We start from the raw sequence: 18,609 nt of genomic DNA on the forward strand, positions 1-18,609 counted from the left end.
CTAATAATTATTTAACAAATATTCTTGAATAAACGATACTATTGAAATATTAACTGAATTGCCAAATTGTTTATAGGAATAAAAATCATTATAATTATCTTCAATTTCACTATAAATTTTATAATTTTTAGGAAAACTTTGAAGATTTGCCGTTTCTCTAGGGGTTAAATAACGTCATGCATTATTAAATTCATCATAAATTATTGGTATTTGTACCATTGCAACTAGTGTTGGAAATTTAATAGGTCGCTTACATCTTATTCCTGATTGTCTTAACTGAATAAACGAGTCTTTTAAGTTTATAATATCTTTGCCTGCTTGTCATTCAAATTTTTGTTCACGTTTTTTTCAATTTTTTACATTATATTTTATCAATCATTTGTCTATAAATTTTTTATTTGTTTTATATATTTCTCTCATATCTAAAATATATTTTTTTCTTCATTCGCTTAATCCATCTAAATTATAATTTTTTCCAAATTCATAAGTTCAGATTACAGGAAGTGTTCTATCTTTAGGTTTTTTAACATTTTTTAAAAATTCATCTCATGCATCAAAAACAGTTAAAAGATATTTATCCTTATTATTTTCTTTACTTAAAAAATATTTTTTATCTACTTTTTTTTCTAAAAATTCATTTAATATATATATTCTAACTTCATCTGCTTTTAAATTATTTAAGGGATTATTATTTTTTAATTTAGTAAAATCAAAAACAATATATTCATCTTTGATATTTGTTTTTTCTTTTAAAATCCCCGGAATAAATACACGTTGTCTTTCTTGAGGAATTCCAAATTCATGAGGAGATAATATAAGAGGTTCTTTTGGTATTATATAACCTAAATCATCTTTTAAAGTTTTAATTATTATTTCTCAAGTTTTTCCATTATCATGATTTACTAAATGTTTTACATTTTCTAATAAAATGTATTTAGGTCTTTTGTTTTTTAAAATTTTTACAATATCAAAAAACAATGTTCCTCTAATTTCATCTAAAAATCCTTTTTTCTTTCCAGCATTAGAAAATGTTTGACATGGAAAACCAGCAAATAAAAAATCATGTTCTGGTACTTGACTAGCAGTTTCATCTAAATCATGAATATTAACGATTTTTTCTTTGTCAATTAAAAAATTATTTGAATATGTTTTTATAGCTTCTTGATCAATTTCACTAACAAATACACATTCAATATCATAGTTATTTTTTTCAGCAACTAATTGTAGTGCTTTGTGAAAACCACCAATACCTGCAAATAAATCAATAAATTTAATTTTTTTCATGAGATACTCCTATCATTTAACATTATTTCTATACATAAATGGTACCATAAATACTTTAATTTTTACTCTATAAATTTGCTTATACTCTATAAACAGGATAAGAACAGACCCCACATTCATAAAAAGCATAGATAAAATTTAGCTTTTTATTGGGGTCATATCCGTTCTTGAAAGGGTTAATTTTATCCCCTTTTGATATCAAAAGTTCGTATTTTCATACGCTTTTGCTAGAGATAAAATTAACCCTTTCTCAGCAACTCGGAAAACCGAGTTCTGTTACACTATATAAAATAATAAATCAGAAAAATAAAAATAGTAATTATTTTACTACTTTTGCACCTTTTCTTTTTTTACTTTCTTTAATTTTGTAGAAAACTCTTGATGAAATAAAAAAATCATCAATATGATAACTTAAAATAAATTTATATAAACTTTTAATATTATTATTTAACTTTTTTATACATTAAAATATAATACCGTTGATTGTTGGTTTGGTGTTAAACCTTTATGCTGGTATTTTCATTTTCAGAGATTTAAATAATTTTGAATGTTAGTGAACCCTAAACCATGATAATGAATTAAGGTTTCTTTAAGACTTGCTTGTAATTTACTAATTTTATTTAATTTTTGATAACTAGCATCAGGATTTGTACTAGTTTTAGTTGCTAATAAAATAGAATTTGTTTGTTTTGCTACTAATAAAAATAGTGGTTGCATATCAGAAATAATAATTGAATTTTCTTTGATTAATTGTTTATTCATATTGTTAATAATTAATTGTTTTTGTAATCGTTTGGTATTTGTTGATTTAACATAAATATTATTATTACTATCAATTGCCATTTGAATACAGCATTTGGTATTAGTTGAAAATGGATCAAGATTCGTTTTTCGCTTATCAAATTTATCTTTAAAATTACCTTTATGGATTTCTTTAATAAAAGTTTCATCAATTTGGATTTGACCATTTAATTTTTTAAATTTTAATTGGGTGTTTTCTAATTGTTTTGATTGCATTAATTTTTGTCGATTATATCAAGCAGTTTTTGGTGATGTTTTAATAAAACGAGAAATTATTTTGCTAGATTGCCCTAATAATGAAATTTGAATTAATAAATTTCATTGTTCATAATTTAAATGACTTCAATAAGTAAAATGATGACGAAAAGCATCAAAACTAGCACGGCATTTTTTACATAAATATTTTTGTTTTCCTTCGGGATTATGACCATTTTTAACACAATGAAAAGATTTGCAATTAGAACATGTAATGCCTTTATCTCTAAATTTTTGATCAATTTCATTTAAACGTTTTTGTTTTTTGATTATCTCTGCTTCTTTTTTGGCTTTTTCATAAAATTCTAAAAATTGATCATTTGTTAAACTGTTTTTTAATTCTGTAATTATTTTTCTATTAAGTATTTACCTCTTTATATTAAAAATGCACCTAATTTTAGATATATTCTATAAATATCAAGAGTTTTCTACAAAATTAAAGTTATTTTTTATATTGTAAATTATTACTTTTATGTTATAGTTAAATTAATTAAAAAAGATAAATTTATCTTTTTCTTAGGAATTTTATTTTAATAGGTAAATATTTATTAGAATAAGGTATCACCAACCGAATAATTTACTCCCTCTATTTTATTTTATCCATATTTAAACAAACTAAAAAATAATTTATTAATTTTAATTAATAAATACATATTTTATTATTTTAATAACATATTTTATAATTTAATATACGTTTTTAAATATTTATTGTTTATATATTCTGCAAAAACATTTTTTTAGCACTTATTCAAATTGAAACACGGTCGGAGTTTATCATTTATAACATTAACTACTCAATTTATTCTTTTCTGACTAACATTATTAAAATCAGTTCCCTTAGGAAATCAATATCTTAATTCACTATTCATATATTCAATTAAAGGTTTTTGTTGTGGTAAACCAGCATCACAAAAATACACTTGTATTTCAGCAAATATTTCCATTTCTCGTCATTTGCTAAATTCTTTCCCTCTATCTGTTATTATTCCTTTAATTTTTCCAATTAAATTATTATTTATAACAATTTCTTTAAACTTTTCAAAAACTTCATTAGCAGTATGATTTTTCTAATTTTATTGCAAAATATTTTTTACTTGATTGTTCTACTAAAACTAAACAACTAGATTGATGGTTTTTTTCAACAACAGTATCCATTTCAAATCATCCAACATTAACTCTTGGATAACGATTTTCTTTATAACGATCAACATTATCGACAATTTTTTTAGATACATCATACATCTTATATTTTACGGCAAAAGCATAAATAAAATCAGTTAAATCATCCAAAAAATTCTCCTTTTTAACATCATAAAATTTATCAACCATATATCAACTTTTTAAACTATGTCATTGTTGATAATAATTTAAAAATGTTCCACCAGGTTTATCATAAACAACTCCCGTAGAATAACTATCTTGTAAAAAATCCAAATACCATTTATCATTAAACGATAATTTTTTTGATGTTTTTAAAGTTGGATTAATAAAATAATTTGTTTCCGACCAATTTTCAAAAAAACTACTGCGTAAAAACATCGTATTAATAAAATCAGTTTCATTAATACCTTTATTAGTACTATTCTCTTGTTTAAGAGTATAATGCTGCTCATTTAAGGGTTTAAACGCCGTTAAAGTAATAAATGGAACAACCAAACCTAAAAAACTTAAAATAAATATGGCAAATAAAGATAACGATTTTTTCATAAACTCAACTCCTAACTATAAAATGTTTTTGAAACAATAAACCCAACAATATATAAACTCGATATTGTTAACATTAACGGATGACTAAACAAAACTGCCATTCTGCCAAATAATCAAATCAACCAAGTATCAGAATTATATAAATCCATAATAATATTTTTTGATGATTTAAATTGATTAATAATAACAGTAATAAAACCAGTTCCAAATATCGCGATTGCCGCAACCAATAAAACTAATTTAATCATTACTTTTTATCTCCTTTAAATTTAGTACTTCTAATATTTTTTGCTTGTTGTCTAATATTTTGTCGTTTAAGTTCTTTTTTAACTTGTTGCTTATTACTATTCTGACAAACATTTTTACCAATATTAATACCTTTTCGTACAGTTGACGAATATACTTGCGAAACACCATTATTAACTATTGAACCTAAATTATTATATTGTGTTGATGTGCCATGAATTGCATAAATAGATAACTTAATAACCATAAAAAAGACTAAAAAATAAGCAATAGATGTATTTGTCATCGGTAATTTTGTATTTCAAATTACATCAAAAATAAACAAAAATATATCAAAAACAAAACTAAAAATCTTGTCTCAATTACTATTATTATTTTCAACTAATAAATTAATCATCTTTACTATTTCCTTTCTCTTTTTTAGGTTTTAAATTCTTTTTCAAAATATCAATATCAAATAACTCCAATCGTTCTTTAACGCTTAATTTTGTGATTTCTAACCAATAATATTCTTTTTTATCAATAATTTCATCATTTTTTAAATCACGCACAAACTTTAACCATTGACTATCGTACTTATTGGCAAATTCAAGCGGAATAATTATTTTAAAAAACCGAATTCCTAACCCAACATCTGACTTATGTTTTGCTCTTTTACCTTCTGCTGTTCGTTCTACTGATTTTGTTTTTCAAATTTCATAATCCGTTATATCTTGAAAAATACCAATTCGCATAATAAAGAAACGATTAAAAAAAATTAAACCCTTTCTTAATAACTGGTTTTTTCAATGAAATTGGAATAATAATCCCACTTGCTAACTGGCGAATATTATTTCAAATCATACCCTCACGCTGAGCAGTAAACAACGCACGATTACCAAAATGTCTCGCTAAAACAATTCACGGTATTTTACTACTATGAACTTTTTTCTCATCGTGAGGACTAGTTCCATCAATATACAAATAACTTTCATCAAATAAAATAACACTATCATCGGGTGGGACTGGTTTTGTTCGATCGGTAAAATCTAAATTTTTAAATGTTAAAACTTTAACTTTATCATCTTCTAACGGATAATTACTATAAATTTCATATGTCAATAATTTCATAGTTTGCGACAAATAAGTTAAAAGTAATGTTTTACCGGTCCCTAACTTTCCAATAATAACTGATAACGGATTATCTCAAACAAAATTTACTAACCGAAAAGAATTTAAATGATAAAAAATATTTTTTCACAATCATCACACAAAATATACACATTGCAAAGCAAACAACAATCAAAATACTAAACCAACACAATACAAAGAAATTATACAAAGTAATAAATCAATTAAACTAAACAAAAACATTGAACCACTAATATAACAATAGTTTTTAAAGAAAAATATAAATTTTTTCATTATTTAAAATACCCAACTATTTTAAAAACCATTCATAATAAAAACCAAGTTAAAAACAAAATCACAATTCAAACACCAACCATTAAAGTTAAATATTGATTTTGAGTTAAATTTCAAGTTGTAATAGTTTCAACATTTGTTTTATCTATAAACAAAAAGAAATGAATAAAAAACTCTTTTAATTTAATTCAATCATTTTGCATATTTAAAAACTCCACATTTTTTGAATAAGTTTAAAAAACATCCCAAAAAACAAAACGATAAATAACACAAACGATATAACATATAAAAACTCAGGGGCATTTGCACCAATAATATAAATAACAAATTGAACTCAATAATCATATAAACTCATTTAATTTAAATTTTTCAAATCATTAATTAATTCTTGTTTTTTTCAAAACTTCAATTTATTAAATTATTATTTTTATTATTTGTTTTTGCTTTTTTAGGTTCACTTGAAAATAAAGCTTCTTTCATTTTAGTAAAATAATTTTGTTTATATTGATTATATAAATTTATTAATTCGGTTCCAGTTAAATATTTTCAAATATTCCGCTTTAAATTTTCATCATATTTTACAATAGGATAAGAATATAAACAATGTTATAAATAATGTTTATATAATGTTTATTTATTGCAATAAACACTGATTATTAACAATGTTATAAATAATGCTAATATATTGTTTATTTAATGTTTAATAAACACTGTTAATAAACATTTTTAAATATATAAAATAATAAAAATTGGCACACTGAAAATAACTATTAAGAACTTTAATAATAAATATAATAAGTTCATTTTTCTATTTAATAAATTCATTTTTTTACATCAAATCACATATAAAAAATAGTGTGCCACAGTCAAAATACATGATAAATAATAAATATTAAAATCCTTTAACCATAACACGGAAAAAGTTTAAGATTTTAATAATACAAAATATAGCAAATGGAATTAATATAATTCACGCTTCGCCTAAGAAAACCATTATCTCAGGTAAAATATTTGTTATACCTTCTTTAACTTTTCATAATGCACTAGTCAAACCAGTTCAAATCCCAGTCATACCCTCAGTCATAGTTTTAGGTGTAGGTGCTGTTAAAAAATTAAACGCTGTTGTTAAATACATACCTAACATTATTTTTTATCCTCCTTTCTTTCAATTTCTTTTTTTTCTTTTTTCTTTCCTCGAATTTGTTTAATTTTTTGATAAATTGATAAAACAATTCAAGCAAAAATCCCTAATATAATAACAACAATAAATATTGTCGTTAATCAAGTTGGCATAATATATCTCCTTTCAAAATTTTTAAATATCGCGTCACGCTCTGCGTGTTCGCTACGCTCAAAATAAACAATATTGAATAAATTACCGCTAATAAATTACGCGGATAATTTATTCATTTTCTTTTACATTATTAATTACTATTTTATTTACAGTATTAATAACAATATCTTTTCCATACTTAATTACTAAGGACCGCAAAATAAAATAATGTTTTCTTTCCATTAAAAAATCAACTCCTTTATGAGTTGATTTGTTGCACTTCGATTACACGATGCCATTACTTTATTTATATTTTTTATAAAACCTAAGCTTTTTTCTTACTATTATTTTTTAACATATTCATAAATTGCTTTTTTTATTTATTTTTAGATAAAAATCTTAAAATGGTCATCAAGTTTTTAAAAACTGAACCGTTGAAGATGCAGTATTCTTTGTTGTATCAATCGCTGAATTAGCAAAACTTTTCGCTTTATCAGGATTATTGTAAGAATAGTAAACTGCGCCAATTGTTGCTGAACCTAATACTATTCCTATTGATCCTGGCGCAAGTCCACCAAATAAAGCAAATAATAAACCATTAGTAAATTGACCTATTACTTTCCCTAATATTCGTGGTGCTTTTTTTAGCCCTTTATAAGCTAAAACTGCTTCTTTTTTAATTACTGTCTTAATATTTTTACCGTGAGTTTTTAGAAAAATTTTAAAATTCTTACCATCTTTTTTTGCAAAGGTTTTAACAGCAGCCCCTGTTGTTTTCATCCCTTGCAATCCACTATTAACAACTTTTTTTACTTTATTAGTTTTTTTTGTAAAGAAGTTTTTAATCCCATGGTTTCTTTTTACAATATCTTTAATACCAGTTTGCGATATTTTTTCAACTTTATCTAGCCCTGTTTCAATAGCTTTAGGCAGGATAATTTTTTTACCAAGACTTTTAGCATCTGCTTTAAATTCTTTATATGCTTTTTTAGTAAAATTCTGAAATTTTTTCAACATTTTAAAACCAGAATTAGTTTTAACTTTAGATGGTTTCTTATCTGAATTTAATAACGAGTAAACATTTGATGGTACTAATTCTGAATTTGATATATCCTCAATAATATCTTTCATAATAAATTCTTGTGATACAGTTTGATTTGAAGGATTTAAAGCAGGAGTTGCCATTAATGCCCCACTTAAGCCACTGCTGCTAAGTCCTAATGCCCCAAAAATAACTATTAGTTTTTTCATATTTAATTATCCTTTCTTATATAAAATTATCGTGTTTTAAAAATTGTTATGTTAAAAAGATAGTCAACTTTTTAAATAATCTGTTGTTGTTGAAATATAATGTTTAGCATTATTAACAGCTTTATTTGAAAAAGCTTTAATATCATCTCAATGTGTGTAAGTATAATATCCACCATATATTACTAATGCAATGGCTGTTGCTAACCCTAATGCTGTTGCCAATGTTCCTAATGAACCAGTTAAAAGACCACTTTCAATTGTTTCTCCAACGGTAATACTGTCATAACTCGCTTCTGCAAAAGCACTTTGAATTGTTTCTGCAATAATATCTTCTCTATCATTTTCACCCATTATTGCATTAAAAATTTCTTGCAAATCATCCATTGAAATTATTGATGATTCTTGATTAAGATCTTCTAATATTTTGCTTGAATTAGTAAGTGAACTATCCATATTATCAAGTTCATTTTTCATATTTTCAGTTTGATCACGGAATGAATCATTTCATAAATTATCACTATTTGATTTTATAATACTTACTTCAACGGTAGTTTGATTTATACTTGTATTAAATGTATTAATTGCAGGTATTGCACTACTAATAGCTCCTAATGTTCCTAAAATAATTGGTGTAACCTTCATTTGTTTTCTATCCTTTCTTAAAAATTAAATTAATCAATATAAAATAAGGACTTAAATATTATTTCTTTCTTATCTGAAGTTATATATATATATATATATATATATATATAAAAGGAATGGATAATTAATATTTTTTCTATTTTTCAAAGGAAGTTTTTAAATTTATTATTATTTTTAAAAGTTAGAAATATTATTTAAGTCCAATAGGGAGTAATACTTTTTTTAGTAAATTTAATTTTATTTCATTACTAAATTTATAATTTTATTTTGTGATAACTTAGTAATAAAACTAAGATGGTTTTAATACCGCAATTGCTAAAAATTTACTTGTACCAATTGAATTAGCAACAAAAATGATTAAGAGATAATAGAATTATACAAAGGTTAGAAACTTAAATGACTTTTTTTTGTTTTAGTATTTAAATCAACTTTTAATAATTTCTAAAATATCATATTTTCTTAATTAACATTTTGATTAGTGCTAACTAGTTATTATATTATTTCGTTTACTTTAAAATTATTGTTTATAGTTTTGTAAAAATAGATAATATAAAAGGAATTACTAACTATTAATAATTAATTAGATTTAAGAAATAATGCTTTCATAGTTTTATCTTCTTTCTTAAATATTTAAAAATAATATTTTTTAAATCAGGGAGTAAAATTATGTGTTATATATTCAGAATAAGAAAATTTGAAAACACGAAAATAATAAACTTCTAATTATCGTTTAACTTCTAGTTAATTGCCTGATTCTTTTAACTATATTATTTAATAAACAAAATTTATAATATTATTTTGATAATTGATATATCCATCTTTTTGATAAAATTTTGGTAAATAAATTTTTATAACAATACAACTGCTTACTCTATTTATAACTTTTTTTAAGAAAAAAAACAAGGATATTTTTAAAAAAAAAAAAAAAATTACTAAAGCATAATATGATAAACACTGCATTATTACTTTTAATTAATATAATTTTTTTAAAACAAATTTACAAAATCTAGATTAATTTAAAAAATACTTTAATTCTTCTTCCAAGATAATTATTATCTTTTTTACTAGAATCGGGCACTATAACAGCATAATCTTTCTTAATATCTTGAAACTTAATTCAATCAATATTTAGCATAAGGTTTTTTCTTTTAATACTTTACGTAATGTTGTTTCATTATTGTCTGTTAATATTCCCAAATTCGGGGTCTTAATTATTGAATGCAAAATAAAATTATTTGTTTTAAAAGTTACACTTGCATCGTTTTCAATTTTAGAACTGTAATTTGATAGCACTACATTGGCTTTGTTTTTTTTGAACATTAGTAAAAATAATCCGAATTGGTGCTTTAATACAAAGGTTTATTAAAACTTTGATTTAAAGTCGGATTTTTATAATATAGCGCATTACGAATATCATTTATTGAATTAGATGGAATCTTACCTAAATTAGGCTCTTTAATTAAATCTTTCATTGAATATTTATTATTTTTTTCAATAGTATTAGTATGATCATAAGTTATTGTTTTATTGGGTAAAATAATAGTAATAAAAAAAGAAATAAGCATTATTTTTATTAAAATATATACAAATAATATTATTTCAACTAAAATAATTATTTTTTTCACTAAATATCTTCCTTCCATAAATCATAAATTTTCCCTTTCATTGATTTAAAAAATTACTTTATAATTTTACCTAAATAAACTAGTTTTTACATATTATTTATGCATATTTATAAATAAAAAACAATAAAGTTTACTTTATTGTTCTTAACCTATCATAATTAATATCTTATGATGGTGGATAGACATAGTCTTCTGGTTTAAACGAAATTCGATATTTATCAATTGGTCAAGGTGTATAATAAATATTATTCGTTGTTTGGTTAACACCAAAACGAAATTTAAGTTCATTATATCATCCATAATGTCAAGTAAATGCACGATCATTACCAATGTCAACACTAAATTTGTTATGAGCTGTAACTCAGAACTTTCCAATATCAGGTAAAACTTTGATTTCAGGTTGTTCCTTAAATTCTCTTAAATAATTGTTTCAAATTGTTTTAAGCGATAAATCAGGATTTTTTGCAAATTGATTATTTAATGTTTCTCATTTTTTAATTGGTAAGAAAATAACCCCTTCAGTATGAACACGAATATCTCATGTAATTTGGAAATATTTATAAAACGCAGCAATAATTCGTCCAAAGTTCTCAATCTTTTTGATCATTCCTGCTCGTGTTATTCCTACATTAATATAAATTGGTTTATTGTCATTTACTGAAATACCTGATAACGGTAATCCAGCAACTAAAATTTTTGCTAAATTAATTTTAAACTGTCCTAACTGTAATTTTTCACCAGTTGAAGCAGTTAAAATATTCAATTTTTCACCATAAAATTCTAAGAAATTTTCAGGTGTTAATTTTTTTGGAGCATACCCAGTATTAACCCAGGCATATTTTTCATCATCTGGCAAGACTGGTGTCACACCGTTTGTATCTGGATTAATAATTGAACTTAATAAAATTAAGATTTTTTCATCACTAGCATAAGTGATATTTTCTCCAAGTTCTCCCAACGTATCATCTTCTTTTAATCCTTTTTCTAATTCTTTTTGGACAATTGTATCTAACATACTGTGATCATAAGCATAATTTAAATCAAAATTATCATAAATACTTTTGAAAGTTTCATTTTTATCAACAATAATATCACCGGACATCTTCTCATTAAAAAATTTAATAATTGACTTTGATATTTGTTCTACTACTGCTTTTAAAATTTTTTGCATTTTATCAATATCATTGGTAATAGTGTATTGAATTAAAAATGGTACAACTGTTTCTAATTTTTTAAATTTGATGTTAACATTAAATTTAAAATCTAAACGAACAGCTTTTAAACCTTCCGGATTAATATATGCTAGTTTACCTAATTTTTCAACATCAATAAAATTTAAAATAAAGTTCACACTATCTGGTTCAATATTCAGCGGAAAACTATTTGTATAATAGTTTGAATATTTATTAGCAATTTCTCGATTAATATTATTAAAAACTGCCATAAAACCAGTTTTAAGAGTTGCTAAAACTGGTGCAACCTTACCATCTTCTTCCTCTAATATTTCCTTTTGGTGATCATTTCTTACCATTGAAAATAAGTTTTCAAAATCAATATTTGGGTAAGAATTAGTATCAATTAAAGTTTTTTCTGCTGTGTATTTTTGAATAGCATTTGATGCTGCTTTTGTTATATCATTTAAAATTTTTAAATCTCCATTATAATCAATTTCATTTTCATTATTATGGTGATTATTGTTTGAATCATTTTTACAACTAATAACAGAACCAACACTAACCAAACTAAAATTTGCAACTCCCAACATTGCTAATAGCTTTTTCATAGTCTTTAAATCCATCCTTTTAAAAAATAACTATATCCCAAATATCTTATATATATTTTAATATCCTATATATTCGAAATATCTTTTATGTTATTAAAAAAAAAAAAAAAAATCAAGGGGGTTAACAATTATTTTAAAATATATTTTTTAATCCGAAAGAATTTATAATTTATGGCATAAATTAATCCATATATAAAATTTTAATCTTTAGTTTGAATTAAATATGTATAATTTAATGTAGATTTTTGCGGAATAATACGAAATAAACGTTTCAAAGAACGATTTTTTCAACCAATAATTAAATAATTTTTTCTTTTTATTCTTAATGCTTTTGGTAAAGATTTTTTAATAAATCGTTCTAATGACATTAAACCTGGCAAGGTTTTATTATTTTTAAAATCAGAATTTTTAAAAAACGCAGTTTGTGTGGCTCCAGGACAAATAGTAACTACACGAACTGGTGATTTTGTTTTCTTTAATTCAGTATTAATAGCAACAGATAAACTTAAAATATATGCTTTTGTTGCATAATAAGTTGCCATTCCAGGCCCAGGGAAAAAAGCAGATAAGGAAGAAATATTAATAATTCGTCCTTTTTTCTGCTCAATAAAATATTGCGTAAAAAGTTTTGTTAAAATATGGACTGCTTGAATATTTAGATTAATCATTTTTAATTCATCTGCTAAAGGAATTGTTATAAAAAGACCTTTTTTCCCAAAACCAGCATTATTAATAAATAAAACAATATGATACTGTTTTATTTTTTCAAATAAAGCATAACAATTTTCAGGAACAGACAAATCATATGATAAAGCAACAATTGTTTGTTCAGGAAATTGTTGTTGTAATTCTTTTGCTCATTCTGTATGGCGAGATACTCCAATAATATGATAACCTTGCTTCAACAATCACTGACAATAACCATATCCAATTCCTGATGATGCTCCTGTTACTACAACAAATTCTTTTTCCATAATATATCATCCTTTTCATTACATTAATTCTAACATTAAGTAAAATAATCTTTTTTTAAATGTAAATTAAATGCACAATAACAAATTTATTAACTAATATAATAGTAATTGTTGCAATTAAATAAATTATTAATTTATTTTATTATTTATTTTATTATAGTTCATATTAAACTTTAAAAAAGGTTAAAAACCTTAAACCTTATTTTCTAATTCCTAATGTTTTAATGATTGCTTTATATTCATTAAAATCAGTTTTGGTTAAATATGCAAGCAAGTGTTTTCTTTGTGCTACTTTTTGCAATAAGCTTCTTCTTGATACAATATCTTTTCGATGTACTTTTAAGTGTTCGGTTAAATTATTAATATCTTCTGTTAAGATTGCAATTTGAACTTTTGTTGAACCAGTATCTTTGGCATTTTGACCAAACTTTGTAACTAATTCTGCTTTTTTTTCTTTTGAAACCATTACTATTTTCTCCCTTCATTTAGTGGCTTATTATGTTAAAACAAAGAATTTAAGAAAGGGTTATCTTAAATCAACGAAATAACAACCTTATTAATATTATGCTTTTTTAGCAAAAAAAGCAAGGGTATTAACTAAATCTTGTTCTAAAAGCGTAACTAATTCTTCTAAATTATTAATTTTAATATTTTCTCGAAGATATTTTTTAAAATAAACAATGATTTCCTGACCATATAAATCCAAATTAACATTTATCAAATATGTTTCAACAACTTCTTTCCCTTCAAATAACCGATAAGATGTCATTGAAGGATAAAGTTTACCTTGTGCTAATGTTTCTGTCACATAAACACCATAGGGTAAAATTACTTTTTGTGGCAAATAAATATTTGCCGTTGGAAAATTAATTGTTCGTCCTAATTGTTTTCCTGGTTTTACTTTTCCACGTAAATTATAATCTTCATACAATAATTTATTTGCTGATGCTAAATCATATTTTAATAAAAAATTTCGAATTGTTGTTGAAGAAAACAAATTATCTTGGCGAGTAATTAAATAAACATTTTCTTGACCAAAAAAAGCAATAATATCATTAAAATCCCCTTCACGATTTTTTCCAAACCGAAAATCAGAGCCAATGACAATTTTTGTAACATTAAATTGTTTTTTTAAAATTGTTAAAAATTGTTGTGCAGATAAATTTATAATTGCAGTACTAAGCCGCACTTCTAAATAATAATTAAATCCTAATTTTTCAACAATTTGTTGTTTTGAATGATTATCTACTATTTTTGTATTTGTTTGTTGTAAAAAATCACTGACACTTTGTGACATAGTAAAAAATAATGTTGCAAGGTTATACTGTTTTTTAATCTCCATTAAACGTGTAATTAATTTTAAATGGCCTTGATGAAACCCATCAAACAAACCTAAACAAGCAACTTTTGGTTTCTTATAACTTGGATTATTTCATACTAAAGTTTTCATTAATAATGATTATCCTTCTCTCTGTCATCTTGGTTTTTAGGTTCAATATGTCCTCATAGTCCACGTTGACAGGCATAAACATGTTTTCCAATATGTTTATAAATTGCTAAAACATTTTTATTTTTATCAATAATAAAAATAATTGGGTCAGTATGATTAATAATAACAATAGGTTTTCCTTGCCGAATTTCTTCATCATGATGATAAAGTAATAATTGTTGATTATTAATAAATAAAGCATCATACATCGATATTAACTCATTAAAATTTACTGCTTCAGGGTTAATTGCTTTAGATAGCATAAAATTTCCTGATTGAGTACGGCATAAAGCTGTAACAGTAGCAATAGTATTTAATTTTGCCGCAATATCAGTCACTAAACTTCTAATATATGTTCCTTTAGTACATAACACACTAAATTTAATTGTATGATTATGTGCATCATATTTTTTTAATTTAATTGCCTTAATTGTAACAGTTCGTGGTTTAATTTTTACTTCTTTATCTTGACGTGCATACTCGTAAAGTTTTTTACCATTAACTTTAATAGAAGAATATTTTGGTGGATATTGTTCATACATAAATCCATTAAATTCATTAAAGATTTTTTTTAATATTTTCTTTTGAATCTTAAATGGTGCTGTTTCATTAAGCACATTCCCAGTAATATCACCAGTATCTGTCTCAACAAATAATCGCATTTCAACATCATACGCTTTATCTGCTGTTAACAAATATTCACTCATTTTCGTAGCATTATTCACTAAAACAACTAACAATCCTGTTGCTAATGGGTCTAATGTTCCTGCGTGACCAATTTTATTAATCTGCAATTTTTGTTTAATTTCTTGAATAACCTGATTACTTGTTTTTCCTGTTGGTTTATTGATTAAAAAAATACCGTCATGCATAATAACCACCCCACTTCCTGAAATATTATATCACTTTTTAATATATTCCTAACACTGATTAAAAAAGTACCTTATTTTTATCGTATTTTTTACAAAATTAATTGATTATTAGAAAAATATAGTTTATGATATTTATGTATGAAAAATAAATATTGTTACATTTATATCTTTCTTAAATTATTCTAGCCTTTTATTTTGTGCTAAAATTTGTATTTTGTGGCAATATTTAAATCTAAAATAATCTTAAAGTTTGTTTTTCATACGTTTTTAAAAATTAATTGAAGTTTCTTATAGGCTGTTCATTTTTCTTCAATTAATTTTTTTTATTTGTATAAAACAAAAAAAATTACTTTTAAAATCTTGCAATTTCAAAAATGTATGTTATTATTAAGAATGTCTTAAGTAGACAAATAAGTAAATCAAAATAAAAAAATTGGACATGTTATGTAATCTTTATTTTTTAATAAAATAAAGCAACGAACACAGATAAATGTATTAAATACCTAAATGGCCTTTAAAATTAATAAAATATCTCAAAAAAATATAAAAAATAGGACTTTAGTCCTATTTTTTATATTAATTTATTATCTTGTAAAATGGCAACTAATCCTTTAAAAAGTAAATCTTTATCATAATGGTAAGTAACTAATTTTTTAATGTAAACAGCATTACCTCCTGTTAAAATTACTTGTGGTTTTATTGCTTCAGTTGCAAGTTGGTTAACAAAAGCAGTAATTGCTAATAAATGACCATTGACTAATCCAATATTGATTGCTTGTTTAGTATTTTTTCCTAAAGTCGCATTGTCATAAGAAAAATCAAATTTTTGTAATAATTGTGCCCGCTCAAATAAAGCTTCTGCTGCTGTTTCTAAACCTGGCATAATAATTGTTCCTAAGAGAATTCCTTGTTTTAGTAATGAAATTGTTGTTGCTGTTCCCATATTAACTAAAATAACATCTTGTTTAGGAAATAAAACTAATGTTGCATATGAACCAACAATTAAATCAGCACCAAGATTGCGAAGATTAGGAATGTCTGTTTTTAATCGCTCAGTAAACAAATTTTTTTTAACTTGATAAAAAGGAATTTTTAAATCTGCAGCTAATTGATAAAATAAATCATCTCACATTGGCCGAACAGAAGATAAAGCTAATAATGTAAGATCTGTTAAAACTAATTTTATTGTACTTAAACCAGTTATTATTTTTTGCCGAAAATTCTTTTCAGCAACTAATTCGCGACTAGACATTGTTAAAAAAACAATAATCTTTTTTTGAGAATTAAGAATTGCAAATTTAATTGCTGTATTACCAATATCAACTAATAATTTCATTACTGTGTTCGTTCCTTTATTAATTCACTAATTGCTGCTAAAATTTCTTTTGCAATAATAATTTTGTTTTGACTACGAATTTGTTGATGCCCTTTTTTTGTTAATAAAATGATTTCATTTTGATCAGTACCCATAACATTAATTTGATTGATAATAATTAAATCTAAATTTTTGTCAATTAACTTTTGACGAGCATAATATAAATCAAAATTATTTTGAGCACTAAAACCAACTAAAATTTGGTGCTGTTTTAACTTAAATAATTTAAATAATACATCAACATTAGGAAGTAATGATACAGCAAGTTGAGGATTTTTTTGCTTGCTAATTTTTCCTTTAATTTTTCCTTTAATAGGAAACGCAACTTGATAATCATTTAAAGCAGCGCACGCAATAATAATGTCTTGTTCTTTATACGTTTTTAACATTGCTGTTAACATTTCATTGTTTGTGTTTGCTTTAACATGTTCATAATAAATTGGAAAATAACAATCACCAACAATTGTTGTTAAAGAACAGTTTGTTCATGTTAATACAGTATGCAATGCATTTCCCATTTTTCCGCTCGAATTATTTGTCAAATAACGAATATCATCTAAATATGTTTTTGTTCGCCCAAAATTAAGCATAACTTTTTTATCTTTTCACAAGTTTTTTCAAACTAAAAATTGCTTTATTTCCTTTAAAACATCTTCTCATTCTCAGGCACGACCAATCCCAACCATATTGCAAGCAAGCATCCCTAAACGAGGTTCATAAATTTGATTCCCATCTGCTATTAATTGTGCTAAATTCCGTAAATTAGTTCGTGATAAATACATCTTACTATTCATTGCGGGAAAAATCATTTTATAACTTTGCGTAGCACTATATACTAAACTCGCTAACGTATTTGTAAAACCATGAGCAATTTGAGCAATAAAGTTTTGTGTTGCTGGGTAAACAACAAATAAATCAGCTTGCTCAGCAATTGTAATATGTTCTGATAAGTCTTTTTTATCATAATATTATTTCATAAAAATTTCGGTTTTTGCTGTTGTTGGCCAATCCTTTAAAAATTTTAAAGCATCTTGTGTTAAAAGCAATTCAACATCATTTTCTTTCTTCAATGCTTCATATAAATGAAGACCCTTATGAGCAGCAATGCTTCCCGTAATAACTAAAATAATTTTTGCCATCTTAACAACTCACTCATTGTTATAATTATATAATTAAAAATCGATATATTTATGTTAATATATCGATTTTTAATTATTACCTTGTTGTTTTCTTTGCAAAAAACAGCCTGCATTCTTCGTTGCGATTCGGCAATAATTCCTTCTACTAATTCTTGTCATTGTTGTTGCTCTAAATAACGGCAATAAAAGTTACTAATTAATATTTAATCGTTCACCATAACGTTCTTGGGCAAAATATTTTACCTTTTTTAATATTGAGATATAGGCATATTGTAAATCTAATGGTTTTTGATAAATTTTTTGATAAACCTGTGCATATTCTTTAATTAACTCGGTTGCCTTATATTCTAAGGCTTTTGTTCGTTCAATAATTATTCGTTTTAAAATTTCATCTTTTTGTGTTGAATTATATTTTGAACTTTTCATAACATAATACAATTTTATTTCTAATGCTAAGACAGGGATTATTATGTGATATAATTTTTTCAT

The 18,609-nt window shown here is 24.1% G+C and carries 19 protein-coding genes and 6 pseudogenes; all 25 read right to left on the bottom strand.

What is annotated here, in order from left to right; translation table 4 throughout:
- Positions 1-1,284, bottom strand: coding sequence for a DNA (cytosine-5-)-methyltransferase (gene dcm / locus SDAV_RS07595; RefSeq protein ID WP_114565137.1), 1,284 nt, complete (start codon positions 1,282-1,284; stop codon positions 1-3).
- Between the two features lie 456 nt (positions 1,285-1,740).
- Complete coding sequence (locus SDAV_RS07600) at positions 1,741-2,301, bottom strand: transposase (RefSeq protein WP_114565138.1); 561 nt, start codon at positions 2,299-2,301, stop codon at positions 1,741-1,743.
- 165 nt (positions 2,302-2,466) lie between these two features.
- Positions 2,467-2,706 (bottom strand): annotated as a pseudogene (locus SDAV_RS14715) (IS1/IS1595 family N-terminal zinc-binding domain-containing protein); the annotation flags it as partial.
- A gap of 346 nt (positions 2,707-3,052) precedes the next feature.
- Positions 3,053-3,513, bottom strand: a pseudogene (locus SDAV_RS12150) (IS30 family transposase); the annotation flags it as partial.
- Positions 3,510-4,047, bottom strand: a pseudogene (locus tag SDAV_RS14665) (spiroplasma phage ORF1-like family protein); the annotation flags it as partial. The pseudogenes SDAV_RS14665 and SDAV_RS12150, both read right to left, overlap by 4 nt.
- 11 nt (positions 4,048-4,058) lie before the next feature.
- Positions 4,059-4,295, bottom strand: a complete 237-nt coding sequence (locus SDAV_RS07610) for a hypothetical protein (protein WP_114565139.1) — start codon at positions 4,293-4,295, stop codon at positions 4,059-4,061.
- Positions 4,295-4,690 carry a hypothetical protein gene (locus SDAV_RS07615; RefSeq protein ID WP_114565140.1) on the bottom strand — a complete coding sequence of 132 codons (396 nt, stop codon included), beginning with the start codon at positions 4,688-4,690 and terminating at the stop codon, positions 4,295-4,297. Before SDAV_RS07615 ends, SDAV_RS07610 begins: the two co-directional genes overlap by 1 nt.
- Positions 4,683-5,697: pseudogene (locus SDAV_RS14445) on the bottom strand (hypothetical protein). The gene SDAV_RS07615 and the pseudogene SDAV_RS14445 overlap by 8 nt, the downstream one beginning before the upstream one ends.
- On the bottom strand, positions 5,697-5,900 hold the full coding sequence (locus SDAV_RS07625; RefSeq protein ID WP_114565141.1) for a DUF2649 family protein: 204 nt from the start codon (positions 5,898-5,900) through the stop codon (positions 5,697-5,699). Before SDAV_RS07625 ends, SDAV_RS14445 begins: the two are co-directional and overlap by 1 nt.
- A 152-nt stretch (positions 5,901-6,052) precedes the next feature.
- Positions 6,053-6,291, bottom strand: a pseudogene (locus SDAV_RS13370) (DUF3627 domain-containing protein); the annotation flags it as partial.
- Positions 6,292-6,589: 298 nt separating this feature from the next.
- Positions 6,590-6,841: a hypothetical protein gene (locus SDAV_RS07635; RefSeq protein ID WP_071937632.1), complete on the bottom strand. Its 252-nt coding sequence runs from the start codon at positions 6,839-6,841 to the stop codon at positions 6,590-6,592.
- The gene (locus SDAV_RS07640) at positions 6,841-6,990 is read right to left on the bottom strand and encodes a hypothetical protein (RefSeq protein WP_114565142.1); all 150 of its coding nucleotides are present in this window, start codon (positions 6,988-6,990) and stop codon (positions 6,841-6,843) included. The genes SDAV_RS07635 and SDAV_RS07640 overlap by 1 nt, the downstream gene beginning before the upstream one ends.
- A 379-nt stretch (positions 6,991-7,369) precedes the next feature.
- Positions 7,370-8,221, bottom strand: coding sequence for a hypothetical protein (locus tag SDAV_RS07645; protein ID WP_114565143.1), 852 nt, complete (start codon positions 8,219-8,221; stop codon positions 7,370-7,372).
- A gap of 51 nt (positions 8,222-8,272) precedes the next feature.
- Positions 8,273-8,863: a hypothetical protein gene (locus tag SDAV_RS07650; protein WP_114565144.1), complete on the bottom strand. Its 591-nt coding sequence runs from the start codon at positions 8,861-8,863 to the stop codon at positions 8,273-8,275.
- A gap of 1,006 nt (positions 8,864-9,869) precedes the next feature.
- The gene (locus SDAV_RS14105) at positions 9,870-9,998 is read right to left on the bottom strand and encodes a hypothetical protein (protein ID WP_281268786.1); all 129 of its coding nucleotides are present in this window, start codon (positions 9,996-9,998) and stop codon (positions 9,870-9,872) included.
- A gap of 211 nt (positions 9,999-10,209) precedes the next feature.
- Positions 10,210-10,488: a hypothetical protein gene (locus SDAV_RS07660; protein WP_151202521.1), complete on the bottom strand. Its 279-nt coding sequence runs from the start codon at positions 10,486-10,488 to the stop codon at positions 10,210-10,212.
- Positions 10,489-10,654: 166 nt separating this feature from the next.
- Positions 10,655-12,271 carry a hypothetical protein gene (locus SDAV_RS07665; protein WP_114565147.1) on the bottom strand — a complete coding sequence of 539 codons (1,617 nt, stop codon included), beginning with the start codon at positions 12,269-12,271 and terminating at the stop codon, positions 10,655-10,657.
- Positions 12,272-12,471: 200 nt separating this feature from the next.
- A complete protein-coding gene (locus SDAV_RS07670; RefSeq protein WP_114565148.1) occupies positions 12,472-13,245 on the bottom strand; it encodes an SDR family NAD(P)-dependent oxidoreductase in 774 nt (257 codons plus the stop codon).
- 199 nt (positions 13,246-13,444) lie between these two features.
- Positions 13,445-13,711, bottom strand: a complete 267-nt coding sequence (gene rpsO / locus SDAV_RS07675; RefSeq protein WP_114565149.1) for a 30S ribosomal protein S15 — start codon at positions 13,709-13,711, stop codon at positions 13,445-13,447.
- 96 nt (positions 13,712-13,807) lie between these two features.
- A complete protein-coding gene (gene ribF / locus SDAV_RS07680) occupies positions 13,808-14,695 on the bottom strand; it encodes a riboflavin biosynthesis protein RibF (protein WP_114565150.1) in 888 nt (295 codons plus the stop codon).
- Positions 14,695-15,606 carry a tRNA pseudouridine(55) synthase TruB gene (gene truB / locus SDAV_RS07685; protein ID WP_114565151.1) on the bottom strand — a complete coding sequence of 304 codons (912 nt, stop codon included), beginning with the start codon at positions 15,604-15,606 and terminating at the stop codon, positions 14,695-14,697. The genes ribF and truB overlap by 1 nt, the downstream gene beginning before the upstream one ends.
- 571 nt (positions 15,607-16,177) lie before the next feature.
- The gene (locus SDAV_RS07690) at positions 16,178-16,942 is read right to left on the bottom strand and encodes a type III pantothenate kinase (RefSeq protein ID WP_114565152.1); all 765 of its coding nucleotides are present in this window, start codon (positions 16,940-16,942) and stop codon (positions 16,178-16,180) included.
- Entirely contained in the window at positions 16,942-17,682 is a 741-nt protein-coding gene (locus tag SDAV_RS13375; protein ID WP_334199355.1) for a phosphopantothenoylcysteine decarboxylase domain-containing protein, read from the bottom strand. The genes SDAV_RS07690 and SDAV_RS13375 overlap by 1 nt, the downstream gene beginning before the upstream one ends.
- Before the next feature lie 33 nt (positions 17,683-17,715).
- Positions 17,716-18,120: pseudogene (locus tag SDAV_RS13380) on the bottom strand (flavoprotein); the annotation flags it as partial.
- Positions 18,121-18,312: 192 nt separating this feature from the next.
- Complete coding sequence (locus tag SDAV_RS13385; protein WP_245938327.1) at positions 18,313-18,609, bottom strand: hypothetical protein; 297 nt, start codon at positions 18,607-18,609, stop codon at positions 18,313-18,315.

Source organism: Spiroplasma phoeniceum P40 (assembly GCF_003339775.1).
GTDB lineage: Bacteria > Bacillota_I > Bacilli_A > Mycoplasmatales > Mycoplasmataceae > Spiroplasma > Spiroplasma phoeniceum.